16 protein-coding genes and 3 pseudogenes are annotated in these 17,366 nt (G+C 34.0%); 3 read left to right on the forward strand and 16 right to left on the reverse strand.

Annotated features, from left to right (window positions below; all coding sequences use genetic code 11):
- Positions 1–11: 11 nt before the first annotated feature.
- From flgC to CQ058_RS05485, 9 genes and pseudogenes are all read right to left on the reverse strand, one after another.
- On the reverse strand, positions 12–425 hold the full coding sequence (gene flgC, locus CQ058_RS05445) for a flagellar basal body rod protein FlgC (RefSeq protein WP_002193147.1): 414 nt from the start codon (positions 423–425) through the stop codon (positions 12–14).
- Between the two features lie 20 nt (positions 426–445).
- Positions 446–939: pseudogene (gene flgB / locus CQ058_RS05450) on the reverse strand (flagellar basal body rod protein FlgB).
- A gap of 310 nt (positions 940–1,249) precedes the next feature.
- Complete coding sequence (locus CQ058_RS05455; RefSeq protein WP_002193149.1) at positions 1,250–1,522, reverse strand: hypothetical protein; 273 nt, start codon at positions 1,520–1,522, stop codon at positions 1,250–1,252.
- Positions 1,512–1,880 carry a flagellar export chaperone FliS gene (locus tag CQ058_RS05460; protein ID WP_002193151.1) on the reverse strand — a complete coding sequence of 123 codons (369 nt, stop codon included), beginning with the start codon at positions 1,878–1,880 and terminating at the stop codon, positions 1,512–1,514. Before CQ058_RS05460 ends, CQ058_RS05455 begins: the two co-directional genes overlap by 11 nt.
- A 22-nt stretch (positions 1,881–1,902) precedes the next feature.
- On the reverse strand, positions 1,903–3,273 hold the full coding sequence (locus CQ058_RS05465; RefSeq protein WP_002193152.1) for a flagellar hook-associated protein 2: 1,371 nt from the start codon (positions 3,271–3,273) through the stop codon (positions 1,903–1,905).
- Positions 3,274–3,289: 16 nt separating this feature from the next.
- On the reverse strand, positions 3,290–4,153 hold the full coding sequence (locus CQ058_RS05470; protein ID WP_002193153.1) for a flagellar hook-associated protein 3: 864 nt from the start codon (positions 4,151–4,153) through the stop codon (positions 3,290–3,292).
- A gap of 346 nt (positions 4,154–4,499) precedes the next feature.
- Positions 4,500–5,798 (reverse strand): flagellar hook-associated protein FlgK, encoded by a 1,299-nt coding sequence (gene flgK / locus CQ058_RS05475; RefSeq protein WP_105589516.1) that lies wholly within the window; start codon positions 5,796–5,798, stop codon positions 4,500–4,502.
- Positions 5,799–5,815: 17 nt separating this feature from the next.
- The gene (locus CQ058_RS05480) at positions 5,816–6,268 is read right to left on the reverse strand and encodes a hypothetical protein (RefSeq protein WP_105589517.1); all 453 of its coding nucleotides are present in this window, start codon (positions 6,266–6,268) and stop codon (positions 5,816–5,818) included.
- A gap of 16 nt (positions 6,269–6,284) precedes the next feature.
- The gene (locus tag CQ058_RS05485) at positions 6,285–6,749 is read right to left on the reverse strand and encodes a YaaR family protein (RefSeq protein ID WP_002149161.1); all 465 of its coding nucleotides are present in this window, start codon (positions 6,747–6,749) and stop codon (positions 6,285–6,287) included.
- 143 nt (positions 6,750–6,892) lie between these two features.
- Here CQ058_RS05485 and CQ058_RS05490 point away from each other — a divergent pair, with 143 nt between their 5' ends.
- Together CQ058_RS05490 and CQ058_RS05495 are read left to right on the forward strand one after the other, a co-directional pair.
- The gene (locus CQ058_RS05490) at positions 6,893–7,390 is read left to right on the forward strand and encodes a hypothetical protein (protein WP_002193156.1); all 498 of its coding nucleotides are present in this window, start codon (positions 6,893–6,895) and stop codon (positions 7,388–7,390) included.
- A 39-nt stretch (positions 7,391–7,429) separates the two neighbouring features.
- Positions 7,430–8,212: a CheR family methyltransferase gene (locus tag CQ058_RS05495; protein WP_033733083.1), complete on the forward strand. Its 783-nt coding sequence runs from the start codon at positions 7,430–7,432 to the stop codon at positions 8,210–8,212.
- A gap of 38 nt (positions 8,213–8,250) precedes the next feature.
- Here the strand turns inward: CQ058_RS05495 and CQ058_RS05500 are convergent, their stop codons facing one another.
- From CQ058_RS05500 to CQ058_RS05530, 7 genes and pseudogenes are all read right to left on the reverse strand, one after another.
- Positions 8,251–8,955, reverse strand: a complete 705-nt coding sequence (locus CQ058_RS05500; RefSeq protein ID WP_105589518.1) for a hypothetical protein — start codon at positions 8,953–8,955, stop codon at positions 8,251–8,253.
- A 27-nt stretch (positions 8,956–8,982) separates the two neighbouring features.
- Positions 8,983–10,408 (reverse strand): annotated as a pseudogene (locus CQ058_RS05505) (transglycosylase).
- Between the two features lie 29 nt (positions 10,409–10,437).
- Entirely contained in the window at positions 10,438–12,081 is a 1,644-nt protein-coding gene (locus CQ058_RS05510) for a flagellar motor switch protein (RefSeq protein WP_002193161.1), read from the reverse strand.
- A gap of 334 nt (positions 12,082–12,415) precedes the next feature.
- Positions 12,416–14,404 carry a chemotaxis protein CheA gene (locus CQ058_RS05515; RefSeq protein ID WP_105589519.1) on the reverse strand — a complete coding sequence of 663 codons (1,989 nt, stop codon included), beginning with the start codon at positions 14,402–14,404 and terminating at the stop codon, positions 12,416–12,418.
- Between the two features lie 128 nt (positions 14,405–14,532).
- Positions 14,533–14,901 carry a response regulator gene (locus CQ058_RS05520; RefSeq protein ID WP_000940577.1) on the reverse strand — a complete coding sequence of 123 codons (369 nt, stop codon included), beginning with the start codon at positions 14,899–14,901 and terminating at the stop codon, positions 14,533–14,535.
- Positions 14,902–15,052: 151 nt separating this feature from the next.
- Positions 15,053–15,730: a flagellar motor protein MotB gene (locus tag CQ058_RS05525; RefSeq protein ID WP_002193163.1), complete on the reverse strand. Its 678-nt coding sequence runs from the start codon at positions 15,728–15,730 to the stop codon at positions 15,053–15,055.
- Positions 15,731–15,749: 19 nt separating this feature from the next.
- Positions 15,750–16,583, reverse strand: a complete 834-nt coding sequence (locus CQ058_RS05530; protein WP_105589521.1) for a MotA/TolQ/ExbB proton channel family protein — start codon at positions 16,581–16,583, stop codon at positions 15,750–15,752.
- 171 nt (positions 16,584–16,754) lie between these two features.
- Here CQ058_RS05530 and CQ058_RS05535 point away from each other — a divergent pair.
- Positions 16,755–17,356: pseudogene (locus CQ058_RS05535) on the forward strand (HD domain-containing protein).
- The last annotated feature ends 10 nt before the right edge of the window (positions 17,357–17,366 follow it).

Genomic DNA, 17,366 nt, shown 5'->3' on the forward strand with positions numbered 1-17,366 from the left:
CCTCTTCCCTCTTATCCTCGGCCGATTTCTAAATCTTTATCGAGCATTTTTTTGTTCGCATTTAATACACTTGTATTTGCTTCATACATTTTTTGAGCAACCATTACATTCGTCATCTCAGCTGTCACATCAATGTTCGGATAACGTACATAGCCTTCTTCATTTGCATGTGGATGTGTTGGATCATATACTAGATTTTCATTTCGATCTGTTTCAATACTTTTTATTTTCACTCCGTTAGCAGGAGCTCCCTGTAGCATATTTGCAAAATTATTATTTGATTCTAGCACCACACTTCGGCGGTGATACGGCTCTGCGTCTGGCGCTCCCGTCGTATTCGTATTTACGATATTGTTAGAAGTAACTTCCATCCATTTTCTCGCTGTAGTTAGCGCTGAGCCACTTGCATTAATTGCTTGGAACATCGTTGTCTCCCCTTCTACTCTTAACGTCCACGTGCTGCTTGGTTAATTGCGTATTGCGTATTGCGTATTAATCGCATTAATTGAGATACCATATAATTGGTTTGTTTTCATTAAATCTAGCATTTCTGTCGTTACATCCACACTATTTCCATCTTTATTCGTTTGCATTGATTTCGTTTGAATCTTTGCATATGTATTTTTCGTATTCGCTGTCGGCAAGTGCATTTCATTCGTTTGATATAAGTCTGAATTACTCTTTAAATCCGCAGCATTTTTTTTGAATAGTGGATTATTCATATTCATTTGTTCAGCAAATGTTACATCTTGTGCTTTAAACCCCGGTGTATTCGCATTTGCAATATTACTAGAAACAGTATTTCGCTTCGTTACTAAATAATTCATATAATGACTAACATCACTAACTAAGTCCGGCATATTCCACACCCTTCTTTACTCCATCAAGCTCGCTTATGGCATGATCATCCACTGATGGAAGTTTCACTTTATTATTCATTTCCTTATATGTATTTATTAAAATATTACCTCTTATGTACCCTTTCATATTTTATTCCATTTTCCCATTGTTGTCTTTAGAAAAAATACAAAAATATATAAAAGAATAAAAAAAACTGTATTCACTTAGTAATCTATATAACATTTCAATATAAGAACAATAAAAAAAGTTCATTTTTTTATTGTTCTTATATTATTTCTGTTTTTTCATTACAGTCATAAAGTGAAACCTCAATGAGCGGAACGCCTTTATTTAAACAACGGAATGGATCCCCCTTGTAATAAAGAGAACCCGTTTCCATACTTTACAATTAATATTTACCGTAAAACGAATTAGCTTTCATTCGTCCACCATTTGTCATAATCATTTCTTCCAAGATTTTTTGCTTATCTCGAATATGTTGAGCTGCCTTTATTATTAATGGACTCATTTCCGCTGCAACATCTGCTCTCGTCTTTTCATCCAAGGTCATCATCCAGCGATTTAACATAGCACTTTTCTCAGCAAATTCTTCATCTGACACTTGCAATTCACCGATTTCATTAAAGCAGCCGACAAACGCTCGATAAATATCATTGTTCATTTTCAAGTGCTCCACGGTAACCGTCTATTAAATCTTGTAACACTTGTACAATCGCATCAATGTCTTTTGCTTCACGCGTTACTTTCATCGTCTGAATTTGAATACTAATCCAATCGTATAAACCGAATAGACTATCATACAAATATTTAGTAATCTCAGGATTTAATTGAAGCTTTAACTCTTCAAAAATACGTTCTAATTTTTCAAGAAGTGCATCTCCTTCTTGTAGTTTAAAAGTATTTAAAAGCTCTTCTAAATTACGAAACTCAACGATACATCTTTCATAAATAAAAATTGTATTTTTAATTGGATTACTCGTCATAATATCATTTTGCATATAGCGTTGCCATGCTTGCATACGATCACGTCCTTAACTTTCATTAATCATCACTTTTTTGCTTTGTCATTGCTTTAATTGTTTTTAGTTGCTGATCTAACATCGATAACTGTTGTTCTAACTTTGAATATTTATCAATAATGGTCTCTTGTTTTTGTTTATTCAGCTTATCTATTGCATCAATTTTTTTATCTAGCTCTTTTATTTGCCCCACTATACTTTTTGACCTCTGCCCTATTACACCTTCATCTCCTAAAATACCATCTAGTTTTTTTTCTATCTCATGCCCTAGTCCATTAAAGCCAAAGAAGAACTGTTTTGCAGTTTCTGGATTCTCCTTAAAAGCCTTACTTAGCTTTTCTTCATCGAGAACCATTTTTCCAGTCTTATCGACTTCAATTCCAAATGAAAACATAAATTTATCATCTTGTTTGTGTCTAAATACATTAGCCATAATATTACTAATAGAAAATGCAATATTATTACCTTGCATAGCTCCATTTTCGCCGGCAAATAAATCGAGCGTTGAAACAGCCTTATTATATTGATCTCTCATTTTTTTTATCATATTGATTGATTCTTTAATGTTTGAATCTTCAATCGTAACCTTAATTGGTTCAGTCGTTTCCTTTTCCAAATCAATAGTTAATCCTGGAATTGTATCAATTTTATTAGAGGGACTGCTATCAGTCATACCATTAATTGTAAATTCGGCATTTCGAGGCGCTGTTACTTGTTTGGCAATTACATTTTTTCCATCTATCATTTCCGAAGTTACCAATCCAATGTCTTTTAATATTCCACCTTCACCATCAACTAATTTAATTTCTCCATTTTTCCCAGCAGTAGTTGATGTGAAAAACAACTGTCCACCTAATGAATATACAGACACTCCATAATTTCCATTATTCATTTTATTAACAAAATCCTTATATGTCATCTCTTTAGTAAGCTTAACTTCTTTATCGTTAATACGAAATGTAGCATCTTTTCCAATTTCCGAATCCAAGTCGATTATATTTTTAGGATTTTCAGAATCGGATTTATCTATGAGTGTAGTTGTAATCTGATGTCTTTCCGCTACTTTTTTAACATTAATCGTATACGTTCCTGCAATTGCGGAAGCATCAGCTTGAACATTAATAAATCCCTCTTTAGACACCCCTGCTTTCTTCTCATTCCCTTTAAACGCATACATATCCTTGAATACTTGCATAAAACTACCGAATTCTTTTTTCATACTCGCATATACATTTCGTTCCGTAGCTAAGGTTTGTTTTTGATTATTGTAAGGTGTTTTTTTCATTTCTAAAGCCTGCAATTCTAAATTTACTAGATTAGAGGTATCAATAATATTGTTACCAAGATTCCATATTTGCTGTCTTCCACCTAAATTTGATACTGAAGTCCCCAAGTTTTTCACTCCTTTTCTACATATAATCTAAAATACTTGTCTTACTCATTGTACTAACCGCTTTTAATGTTGCCTCATACGTCGCATTTATATAAGCTAAATCTGAAATTGCTACCGCTAAATCTACATCTTCTATCTCTTTTCTATTTTCTTGAAGAGCTAGATTTTGTTCACTTAATATCGTCTTAAATGTGTCCACTGTATTTAATATTGAACCTACTTCAGTCGTACGATTCAATATATTATCTAAACTTTTTTTATTTTCTCCCATTACAGATTCCAGTGCATCTTGGTCTCCTTTTTGCATAGCATCTCTTATTTTTGTTAACGTTTTAATTACGGGTTCCAATAAATCTTTTCCATTACGAAACATTTTGAGTTCATATCCATCATTTAATTTCCAGGTAACGTCATTTTCCCCACCTTGATATGTACCTTCTTCTGCAAATGGTGGTTTTGAAGCACTATCTCCACCAAAAATATATCGCCCTTGTTCTTGTTTATTCGCTAAATACACCACTTGTTTTAAAAGCTGATCAATTTCTACAGCGCTTGCTTTTAATTCATTAGGACTATTCGTCCCGTTTACCGCTTGCAAAGTTAATTGATCTACTCTCGTTAAAGATTTCACAATACCTTGTAATGTATTTTCCATTTGACTTAACACATTTCTAGAATACGCTATATCCTTTTGCATTTGTTCAATATTTGCTAAAGAATGCTGAATCGCAAATGATTTGCTTGCCGCAAGTGGATCTTCACTCATAAGAAGGTTTTTCTTCCCAGAAGTTACTTGATTTCGGTGGTATTGCTGTTGCACATTCAAATCCATCATCTGATTCTTTGCCCAGTTTGCATTTTGAAATGTAGATACTCTCATCCCTATCTTCTCCTTTATCTATATTTGACTGGGCTAGAGAAGCAACTGCAACTATGTACTGTTAGTTTCTTCCCTAGCCTTCAACCATTTCATATCTCTGATCTAATACGGATTGGCCCACTAAAAAGCTCTATCCGCTTCCACACTATACCGGATCCTCTCTCTACACATAAAAAAGGTGCTTCGTTTCTATTTGACACGGCTGTTCTCTAACCTAACTTATCCCACAACCACTTCATATCTCTGGTCTCATATCGCTCGGTCCACTAAAAGGCTCTGTCCGCTTCCACACTATGCTAGACCCTCTCTTCCAGCATAAAAAAAGCTTTTTCTTTTTTATTACGTTTTATCTAATAATCGAAAACAAACTATCAAACACTTCATTCATCGTCGTAATAGCTTTAGAGTTTGCGACAAAATATTTCTGGAAGGCCATTAAATTAACCATTTCCTCTTCCATATTGACGCCTTCTATACTCATCTTTTCTTGCTGAATACCTTCTAATAAGTCTTTATGAATATTTTGATAAGCATTCACTGCACTTTTATCAGAAGCTACACCAACGATGAATTGGTCTAACGCTTGTTTATAAGAAAGACCTTCTTTATAATCTCCATCTGTAATTCCAGCCAGTTTATTTGCTGTTTCAGCAGAAATTTTCATTTTTGAAACATCTTTTGCGAATTCAGGATTTAACTGAATATCTTTCGCCTGATCTCCAACGAAGAAATCTTTTCCCATCACTGTATTCACTTGATTTTTCACAGAACTCATTAAGTCTTCAATATTTTTCTTATAACTAGCAATCTTCCCTTTCGTATCTATTGCTGATTGAATGGCTCCACCTGTTAAAGGAATATCCGATCCATAAATCGCAACAGTCATCGGTTCGTTCCCCTTATTTAATTGAAGTGGATATGTGTCTTGTCCATTTACTGTTAAAACACCATTAATTCTAATAATCGATATATTAGGATTTATAGATTCATAAGACACTTCTATATTGGCATATTTAGACATCTCTGTAATAATGCGATCACGTTCATCTAATAGTTGATTAGGTACTTGTGTTCCTGCCTGTCCAATTTTTTTATTCGCTTCTGCTAAACTAGCACCAAGACGATTAAATTCATTGACATGCGCTTCAATATCTTCTTTCGTCTGTACTTCCGCTGTATCTAGGTTTTTCGCAAGACGATTTATTTGACTTGTGAACTTTCCAGTTTCAGCAACTAATGTATCGTAGTAGTTTGATTGTTCTGGATTTTTCGCAACTTCAAGAAAAGCATTAAAAAAACCCTCCATTAAACTAGATAATGAATTCTTTCCTGTAGTTCCTACCATAGACTCTACTCGTGATAAAGTAGAATTCATATATGCGTAGTAAGAGAACTGTGACAACTGATCATTAAATTGCTTCGTTTTCACTTCATCAGTAATTCGGTCAACACCTAATGTTTGTACACCCGAACCAATTCTCTGTCCTGGCGTATGACCGTTACTTGCTCCTACAGAACCTAAATTCACGGCTTGACGCACATAGCCAGGTGTATGAATATTAGATAAATTTTGTTTCGTCGTTTGTAATCCCATTTGGGCCGCTAGCATACCAGATAGCGGTGTATTATAATCGGATAACCTCATAATGCTTCACTTCTCCTTTACAATAGTTCATTCATAAAGATTTGCGAATTATTGTTTTTCTCCAAATTGTATTCAGAAACGGAATCCACAATACTCTCTGTAGTTTTTAATAGCACGTTTAAGTAATATTGATTTTTCAAAAGAATCATTTTTACATTTCCTTCTAATTCATTTAAACTTTTTTGTAATTCTTCCATTTTTTTAATTTCTTCCGGTGAAAAATACGAAAATAGCGAACGCATACGCAATTGTTCGACTTTCTTTTCTTCACAAAACTGAACAACCATCTCCTCAAAAGAGCGAGATAATCCTTTTACACCTTCTATGTACTGCAATTGTTCCACTTGCAGCTTTTGAACTGCATTTACATTTTTATGTTTTAAATTCTCATATATTTGTTCTCCAAGCGTTTGAATATTTTCATATGCTTTTTGAATGATAACAAGCTTTTCATATAATTGTATGTACATATAGCTTCCTTCCCTTTTACAAGACTAAATTTACAATTAAACCATGAATTTCTCCAATTTGATTTAACATTTCTAAATGCCCTGTTTTCGTATTAATTAAATTCATAACATCTTCCATTTCATTTAATCCCACTTCAGCTTGTTTTACAATTGTCATTTTCTGCGAATATCCATAACGTGGATGACGAGACATAACATCTTTATATTGCAGTAAGTTATCAACGTAAAAATTCAAAAATGATTTCACAGTATTTTTGTATTCCATAACATTATCGAGCGTTAACTCTAATTCAATTTTCTCTTTAATTTCCCCAATATTATCAACTAGCGCTTCCATTTGTTCTAACAATTTATCTTTTTTCGGATCTGCATGCAAATTATCCGAAAATGCAAGTCCTGTCCTGACATTTGCTTCTTTCGGCATTTGAGTAGCAGGCGGTATATGCGATAAAATTGGATTATGCGAGATAGAACGTAGCATATATATCACCTATTTATTTTTTTATTTCTTTCAAAACTTAATCGTAAAATCCAGTTATTTATAATTATACTCTGAACACTCATATTTTGCAGTTATTTTTTATAGAAGATATGTTACAATTTAGCATGAGGTGGCACGAATCTATGAATATTTTTCTTTGTGGTTCAAATCAATTAACAGCATTAGATCAAGAAGAAATAAAAAAATTTTTAATTGACTATGCTCACAAACATAAAATTTGTATATTATGTTATAAATCTATTGAAAATGAAGTTCTTCGTTTTTTCATTGAAAATGAAAGACTCGCTCAAAATTTATGCTTTTATACGCTACAACCGTTACATGTATTAACAGACGAATTTCAAGAAGTCGTTGATTATTTAAAAAAACACGGAGCTGAATATATTGCTTTTGATCATCCTTCCAACTCCATTTATCGATCAGATTATATGTTTTTTGTAAAACAAATTGTCGAAGATACTGATTTAGTTCTCTGTTTTTATAATAGGGATAAACATACGTCTGTCATTCCTGTTGACATTGCAAAAGAAGCAGGAATTGACGCCGTTATTTATGATTTACCTGGCTTACATGAAAAGCAGATGAAAAAAAGCTTTGAACAAAAAATTCGTATGATGTAAAGGGGGAGGCACAATATCGTTATTGTGCCTATTGTAAATATGAAAACTGAACAAGATTATAATCATTTTATTACGAGTTTTAAACAGCTATTTAATATGGATATCGCTTCCTATATGCAAGATAGAATGCATAGAAGAATCGATGCGTTCATTTCAAGAAAAGGTTTTGACAATTATACAAGCTTTTTAAACAATTTACGCACTGATCAAACATTATTTTTAAGTTTTATTGACTACATTACGATTAACGTTTCAGAGTTTTTCAGAAATAAAGAACGCTGGCAAACATTAGAGACAAAAGCTCTACCAAAGCTACTTGAACAAAATAACGGTAAATTAAAAATTTGGAGTGCTGCTTGCGCTGCCGGTGAAGAACCATATACACTTTCTTTAATATTATCGAAGCATCTAGCTCCGTTTCGTTATGACATTCAAGCAACGGATCTTGATTTTCATGTTTTAGAAACTGCGAAACGTGGTCAATATACGGAACGCTCTTTGAAAGAATTACCTAATGATTTAAAACAACGTCATTTCACAAAAGAAGATGATACATATATATTGCATCAAAATATTAAACAGCAAGTTGCATTCAAACAACACGATTTATTAATGCAGACATTTGATACGAACTACGATTTAATCATTTGTCGAAATGTAATGATTTACTTTACAGAAGAAGCAAGAATAAAGCTCTATGAAAAGTTTAGTCGTTCTTTACGAAAAGGTGGCGTACTATTCGTTGGTAGCACAGAACAAATTTTAACACCCGAACGCTACAACCTTCAGCGTTTTGATACATTCTTCTACGAAAAAATATAAAAAAAGGTCGTCATAATTGAAATGACGACCTTTTTTTATTATATAATACGAATCAATATGATACCTATAACCCATATAAAGAGAAATAGAGCGGTAACAGACCATTTGTGCTCTTGAATCGCATGCGATAATTGCGTCATATTCATTTCTGCAAGTGCTTTCCACACACTTGCATCACGTTCCTTAGAAATACGATCCGTACCGCTAATTAAAATTGTTTCGTTAGACAATTTTGTCATGTAAGCTGTAATAACTGTTATCATTAAGTTCGTATTTCCTTCTGATGGATCTTGTTCCACTCTAGAAATGAGCGCACTTACATCAAGTAACGGAATATGTACTTTTCTTCCAAACGCAAGCTGCACTTCAGCGAAATCATACGTTCCATCTAATAACAGAACTCCCTTTATATGCGCTTGTTTAATAAGCCCCTGCAAACTTCTAACAATTTGTTCATATATTTTGTCCGATTGCTTTCCTTCTTCAGACAACATATGTAGCTTTGAAAACAACTGCAACACGGTATCCATTTCCTTAGAAGGCATTTCTTTTACAATCTTTCCATCACCTAAACTCGCAAGTAGAATCCCTATTTCATTATTTTTCGAAATGATTTGGGACTGCCCCGTAAACACAAGGTTACTCCGTTTTCGTTCTTTCTGAATTTCATGTTCTGAAATAGCAGCAGGCTGTTTTAATGGGTGTAGCGTCTTATTTTCAATTGTAGTACGTTTAATTTCCATTTAAGCGCCTCCACTACTATCAAATTATTAGCCCCACTCTTTATTACTCTTTAAAACTAAAAACAGTACAAATAATCCTAACATAATAGCAAACACATTAGAGGCTTGTACTCCCTGTTCACTTTCTTCTTCTTTTTTCTCTTGCTGTTCTTCTATTTTTTCTTTCTTTTTAGAAACGACTTGATCGTCATTTTTACCTTTTTTCTCTTTATGAGCCTTCACATTATTTACTTCCCTATTGTCTGCCCCTGGCTCTTTTATAACGTAATTGCTTTCCTCTTTCTCTTTCAACGGCTCTTTTATAAAATAGTTTACTTTCTCTTCTTGTTTTGGGATTTGAACAACTGGAAGCTTTTCTTCCGGAAGCGGAGTCGCTATTTTCGAATCTTCCTGCTTCTCAGCTTCTTTCTTATCTTCTAATTTATTTTGATTCTCATGTTCTTCTATCTTTTCATTATCTTCCACTTTTTGTTCGATAATAGAAATGATATATTCACTCTCTGTCACAAGTTTGTTACCTGCCACATCTGTTACTTCCACAATAAGTTGGTGCGGGCCAATAGGCAGCGCTTCTGTTATTTCAATTATTTTCTGCCAATCCATGTCGTGTTTATTATAGTCTAATAAAAAAGTAATATCGTTACCTTCTTCTTTTCCCTTTAATATAACTCGCACTTCTTTAACAGCAGATTCTATATCTACCGTTCTTTACTCGTATATGAACGGATTCTCCCTTTTTCCGTTCAATGAAGTTCTCTTTCGCATCATCAATAGTAACCTTCTCAAACTTCGGCAATTCTTTATCTATAGTCGGTGTTTCGTTATTTATTCGAATGAGCGGTACATTTAATTCATTCTCTATTACTTCTTCCTTCGCATCTTCTTTATAACTTTCAACGAGCTGAAGGTTCCAATCACCTTGCAAATCATATATTCCGACTTTGTAATTGGCGATCCATCGTTTCATTCCTTCTTCATACTCGAAAGATATTACTCTTTCCTGCCTGTACTGCACACCATTTTTTTGTAATTGCAGTATACCTTTTACACTTTGAATATTTTTTTCATTTGGCGCTACAGCAATTCGCAATTCTTCGCCAACTTTTAATTCCTGCTTATTAACTGTAATAATTCCTCGGTCTGTTTCTATCTTTCTTTCTTCTCGTTGTTCTTTCTCTTTCTCTTTCTCTTTCTCTTTCTCTTTCTCTTTCTCTTTCTCTTTCTCTTTCTCTTTCTCTTTCTCTTTCTCTACTGCTTTTTTTTCATCTTCAACTAGGGGCATTTCCGTTCGTTCCGGCTGTTCCCGATTTTCTATATTTTGCTCTTCTTGCTCATTCACTTCACTTACATTTTGCTCTTGTACAATTATTTCTTCTGCTTGCCCTTGCAACGGGAAGAAAGTACATATATATACAAATAGCAAACTCACTAGAAAAAACTTTACATCTTTCATCTATTTGTTCAAACTCCTATTTCGACGCCCTAGAGCGATTTCGTCACTTTCACTCCGAAAAACCCATCTACATTTACAAGCTCTCCATACGCAACTAATACATCGTTCACATAAATTTGAATGGGTTCATCAATATCTTCATCAAGTACGACCGCTTCGTTTTCTTGTAAACTTAAAATATCTTGAATTGTCTTCACTGTACTTCCAAATACAAATTTAACATTCATTTCTACATTTTGTATAATAGATGCATCCATATACACTGGTTCAACTTGCTTGACTTCTTTATATTCAATCGGCTGTACGACTGGTGCAGGAATTTCTTCCTCTTCAATAACTTCCTCAACTATTTCTTCTTGCTCTTCCATCATCGGATAAAGAAGTCTTCTAACCATTTCTTTCGCTTCTGATATTGGTAGTATTTGATACATCTTTGACTGAAGGAGATCACCAATTTCAAGATTAAAAGTAATTTGAACGAGTTCGTCAACTGCCATCGACTCTCCCAAATACTCCATTTCTTCTTTTAACGAAATAAATTTAACATCTGGTGGTGTCATATCCATTTTTTCTTTAAATATTTCTGACATTGCTGTTGCAGCATGCCCCATCATTTGGTTCATAATTTCTTTAATGCCACTTAACTCTAATTCACTTAGCTCTTTCTCCGGATCAATTTCACCCGTTCCCATCATCATTAAATCTACCATTGTTAAAGCAACATCTTTCGTAAATACGAATACATTCTCATTTTTTAGTCCTTCAACAAAATCGACATTTAATATAACAAATGGAACTGGCACTCCGTCATAATGGCGAACATTAATAGCCTCTACATTTGGTGTACTAATAGTGACAGGCTGATTTAAAAGCGTCGATAGTACTGTTGAAGCCGAACCGATTGAAATATTCGCAATTTCACCAAGCACATCTTTCTCTTCTTGTGTTAATTGCTCTTTTTCTACATGTTCTTCTACAATTTCAGTTACTACCTCTTCAACTGGCGTCTCTGTTTTTTCTACTTCACCAGATAATTGCAGTAATTTATTTATCATCCGTTTCGCATGTTCAACTGAAACAATTTGCACAAGTTTAGAGTTTACAAGGTTATCTATTTTTAAATCAAACGATACTTTAACAATTGTGTTATTTCCAGTTATTCCAGTGATTTTCTCCATCTCTTCTGATAGCTTTACGACTTTAATTGTCGGCGGAGACATATCTACTGTATCTTGGAAGAATTCCGACATAGATGTAGCTGCGAATCCCATCATTTGATTCATCGCTTCTTGTACAGCACTTAGCTCTAATTCACCAAGTTCTTTTCCTTCTTCCACTTCACCTGTCCCCATCATCATTAAATCAGCAATTGATAATGCAACATCTTGCTTAAGGACAAGAAGATTTTTCATATCTAATCCTTTTGTAAAATGAATATTTAACACAACATGTGGAACTTCAACATCGCTTGTATCATATAAATCTACCAATTCTATACGAGGAGCAGTAATGCTTACTTGCCTATTTAAGATTGTTGATAATACAGTCGAAGCTGAACCAAATGATATATTTGCAATCTCGCCAAGAATATCGCATTCTTGAGGCGTTAAATGCTCATTTTCTTTTTCGAGCACAATCGTGCTCGTATTCCCTTTTGTGTGTTGCTCAGGCATTTTCCCTGCCTCCCCATTTCTGTTTTTCTTTCAACGATATAAAGTGAAACTTTAATCAGTGGGGTTTTGTTCCTCCCCACTGATTATCAGCCCTCACCAATCGGGCGTTTACGGGCAGCAGAGCTCCCACCTAACTTCTTTGTTCAAACCGAATGTTGAGGTGGGAGTTTTACTGCCCACAAATAGTGGGATAAACTGTCTATTACACTCGTTATATTTATCAAACGTATTATTCCCACAATATTTGCAAACGACAGTTGTCACACACTTAATGAATAGTTCTAACCAAAAAGCTCCCCAATTGTATACAAGTGGGGAGCTTCCTTCATTCCTATTATAAACCTTCTGGGTTTAAAATGAGGACCACTCGTCCATCACCGAGAATTGTCGCACCAGAGAAACAGTTAGAGCTCTCTGCAAAGAAGTCGCCTAATGACTTTAAGACTATTTCTCTTTGACCGATAATTGTGTTGACAATAAGTCCATAGCTACGACGTGAATTACGAACAATTAATACAGGAACCATTTGACTATCATATGATGCAAACGCATCCTCTACTGTTTTTTCACCAAATACAGTGTTTAAATGTTTTACTTCAATAATTTGATTGCGATAATTTAAAACATCTTTTCCTTGTAATGATTGAATGTCTTCCTTTTGAATTCGAATTGCTTCGACTATATTACCGAGAGGCAACGCATAACGCGTATCATTTGTTTGAACAAGCATTGATTGAATAATAGACAATGTTAACGGAAGTTCAATTCTGAATGTACTTCCCTTTCCTTCTTCAGAATCAATAATTAAATGCCCACCTAAACTATGAATCGTATGTTTAACAACATCTAATCCAACCCCACGTCCAGAAAGGTCAGATACAACTTCCGCTGTACTAAATCCCGGTTGGAAGATAAGATCAAACACTTCACGATCCGTTAATTTATTTGCCTCTGATTCCGTTACAACACCATTTTTTATCGCTTTTTCTAATACTTTTCCTTTATGAATACCATTTCCATCATCAGTAATTTGGATTACGACATGATTTCCACTATGAAACGCCTCTAATTTAATAGTACCTGTCTCATTTTTCCCGGCATCACGGCGTTTTTCAATAGTCTCGATCCCATGATCAATTGCATTGCGAATTAAATGAACGAGTGGATCACCAATTTCATCAATAACTATTTTATCAACTTCAGTATCTTCACCTTTAATTTGTAAATCGATTTTTTTCCCTAAATCTTTCGCTAACATGCGCACCATGCGCGGGAAACGATTGAAAACTGTTTCAATTGGTACCATACGCATATTTAATAGTACATTTTGAATATCTTTTGAAATATCCCCTAATCGATTTAAATGCTCGATTAACTCCTTATTTTGAATCGTTTCTGCTAATTCATCAATTCGTCCACGCTCAATTACACTTTCTTCAAACATATTCATTAATGTTTCGATTTTTTCTAACTGAACACGAATAGAACGATTCTCCACTTTAGCATTTTTCGTTTTTGTAGTACTTTTAGTTGACGTATTGCTCACCGGTTGAATTGGCAGTTCTAAAGGTGACTTCAGCTGTCTGGTTTCAACCTGTGGAATCGTTTCTTCCACCTGTACGACTTCTTGTACTTTATGACTACCTTGCTTCACTTCTACTTTCTCAATTTCAGAAACATGAAGCACTACTCGTTTCAATTCTTCAACACTATGATCAGTAGTCATATATACTGTAAACTCAAATCCAAAAGCATCCGCTTCAATTTCTTCAATGCTTGGAACCGTTTTTTGTATATTACCTAAATTTTGTAACGCTTCAATACACATAATGGCACGTACCGCTTTTAAAATAGCTTGTTGTTCAACAGTTATATATACTTCATGAGAAACTGTATCATCATTATTTATACTACTTTGCTCTACATTTTCCATAGAAGCTTCTACATTGCCATTCAATAATGCTTCTAATTTAAGTTTCGTTGATACAACATCTATATTACCCATTCCGCCTTGCTGCACATCTGCAACCATCTTTTCTAAATTATCAATACATTCAAAAATAACATCAATAATATTAGCATTCACCATCATATTTCCGTGACGGATTTCGTCTAAAACACTTTCCATCTTATGCGTTAAATCCGCCATTTCTGTAAATTCCATACTCGCAGACATACCTTTAAATGTATGAGCTGAGCGGAATATTTCTCCTACAACACCCATATCGGCAGGATTGCGTTCTAAATTTAGCACATTTTCATTTAGCGACTGTAAATGTTCTTCTGCTTCTTCAAAAAATATATTTAATAGATCTGTTTGCATTTTAATCCCCTACCTGTCTAACAAACATTTCATTTATGTATAACAATTTAGTGTTTTAAAACAAGAAAAAAGGGGGGCCACATATCTATCTACTATCACTGTTTTGATTCCTTGTGGCACCCCTTATATTAGCTGTTTGCTACTTTTGTTAAAGCTTCAATAACACGATCCGCTTGGAATGGCTTTACAATAAAGTCTTTTGCCCCGCCCTTAATCGCATCTAACACCATACCTTGTTGTCCCATTGCGGAACAAATGACAACCTTTGCACTCGAATCAATTTTCATAATTTCTTTTAATGCTTCAAGTCCGTCCATTTCAGGCATCGTAATATCTAGTGTTACAATATCAGGTTGAAGCTCTTTATACTTTTGAATCGCTTCTACGCCATTCTCTGCTTCACCGATAACTTCAAATTCAGAATTACTTTTTAACAAGTTTTTAATCATTGTTCGCATGAACATCGCATCATCTACAACTAAAATTTTATGTGCCATTCTTTTCGGTTCTCTCCTTACTATGTATAAAAATATCTTAATATTTCACCTTATCATTCTCACTCATTATACAAAATAAAATGATAAAATTTAATATTTTTTTTAAAGAATTTCTGTATTTCTATTATTTTATTACTAAAATAGAAATATATTATTCCTTAATATATATTACAACGCGGCGGTTCTTCTCCCAATTTTGTGGTGAATCATTTGGCGCTACTGGTTTTGTGTCTGCATATCCTACCGCTGCTAATCTTTTATCATCCACATTATACACTTCAATTAAATGATGAATCATATTAGCTGCACGCGCTGAAGATAATTCCCAGTTGGAAGGGAATTTTTCATTATAAATCGGTCTGCTATCCGTATGTCCTTCTACAACAATTGGATTTGGTACCGATTGGAAGAACCCTACTAATTGACTAATTACATCTTTCGCTTCCACCTTAACATTCGCATCACCCGTATCGAATATTAAATTGTCTACTATAACGATGCTAACACCTGTATCTTCTCGATATACATTCACTTGACTAACACCATTATTATCCACATATGCTTTTAACTTTTTATACAATTCATCCATGCGCTTTTTTGAAACTGCTTTTTCATCATTTTTTTCATGTGAAATATCTGGTATTGTATTTTCCATTGCTTTTGCATTTACTTGCTCCGCGTCACTAAACTTTTCAAGCATCTTTGATAATTTTACTGTATCTTGCTTTGAAGTCGCAACTAGTAATACAAAGAAAGTTAGCAATAACATCATTAAATCAGTAAAAGTCGTCATCCAACGAGGCGATCCTTTTTCCGGTCGCTTACTCATCATACCACTCCTCAAACTACTAGGCTGCTCGTTTTTCTTTTTTGATCTTCGTTTTATATACGTATGTATCAAGTTTTAACTTTAATTTGGAAGGAATTTGTCCTCGGTACAGCTCTGAAATTGCTTCTATTACAAACTTCTTCTCTGTATACAAATCTTCAATACCACGATACACTTTTTCAGATAGCGGTATTGCAATCATATTTGCAATAATAGATCCATATAATGTTGTCAACATTGCAACGGCCATCCCTGTACCAATTTGTGAAGTATCTTGTAAGTTTTGCAACATAATAATAAGACCGATTAACGTTCCTATCATGCCCCATGCTGGAGCGAAATCACCAATCTTATCTAATAATGTCGCTCCTTTTCTTAACTCATACACTTCAGTTTCAACATCTTTCATTAACACTTCTTTTAATTCCGCTTCATCATAGCCGCCTAACATTAAACGAATTCCCTTTTGAATAAAAGGATTGTCTACTTGCTCTCCATCAACTTCTAATGAAAGCAATCCATGTTTTTTCGATTTTTTCGAAAAATCAACGAACAAATCCGTTAACTGTTCTAAATCTTCTTCTCTTCTATGTAAAACAGTAAAAATACTTTTCATATATTTTTTTATTTCTCCAAATCTATATGCCACAACGATTGTCGCTGTTGTTCCCCCTACGACAATTAAAATAGATGAAACATCTAAGAAATTTTTAAACCCTTTTATTCCACCACCGCCAAACATGATTGCCGCTATTACAATCGCAAAACCTACTATAATGCCAATTGGGCTAGAAATTTCAAACTTCCTTTTTTTTCTTTGTGGTCTAGCTAATACTTGATTTTTGTCTCCCATATTCCTTCCCTTCCTTGTCATTTTTATAAAACATTTTTTTATTTTAATAATGCGTTTTTACATATAACATTCATTATACGCTTATCATCTATTTATCGCAATATACTCATAAAATTGACACATTTCATTTCCATATTAGAATTATAGTATGGAAATATGAGGAGGATCTCGATGGAACATAACATTTTGCAAGTCATTACATTAGCAGAAAAACTAAAATATGAAATGCGACATAGTTGGCTTTCTAACGGACGTCAAGAAAGTGTTGCTGAACATACGTGGCGTATGTCCCTAATGGCTATCTTAGTTGAGCCTTATTTGGATCAAAAAGTAAATATAGAAAAATTACTTAAAATGGTTATTATTCACGACCTTGTTGAAGCAGAAGCTGGTGACATCCCCGCCTTCGACACGATGAATAGCCGTGAATTACAATTGCAAAAACAGAAAAATGAGCTAGAGGCCATTTTAAATATTAAACGTACATTAAAAGGTCCTCTTGGTGAAGAATTATACGATTTATGGATGGAGTTCGAAGCGAAAGAAACGTATGAAGCAAAAGTTGCTAACGCACTTGATAAACTTGAAGTGAAAATTCAGCATAACGAAGCTGATATTGATACTTGGCTACCAATTGAGCATAAAATGACTTTCCAAGTTGGTAAACATACAGATTTTGACTCTTTCTTATCTAAATTACAAAAAATCATTGAACAAGACGGAGAAAAAAATTACTCGCTGCCGGCATTGACGTTGAAGCATGCAAACAGTAAACATTTAATT

The organism is Bacillus sp. MYb56 (genome assembly GCF_002976445.1).
Taxonomy (GTDB): Bacteria; Bacillota; Bacilli; order Bacillales; family Bacillaceae_G; genus Bacillus_A; species Bacillus_A mycoides.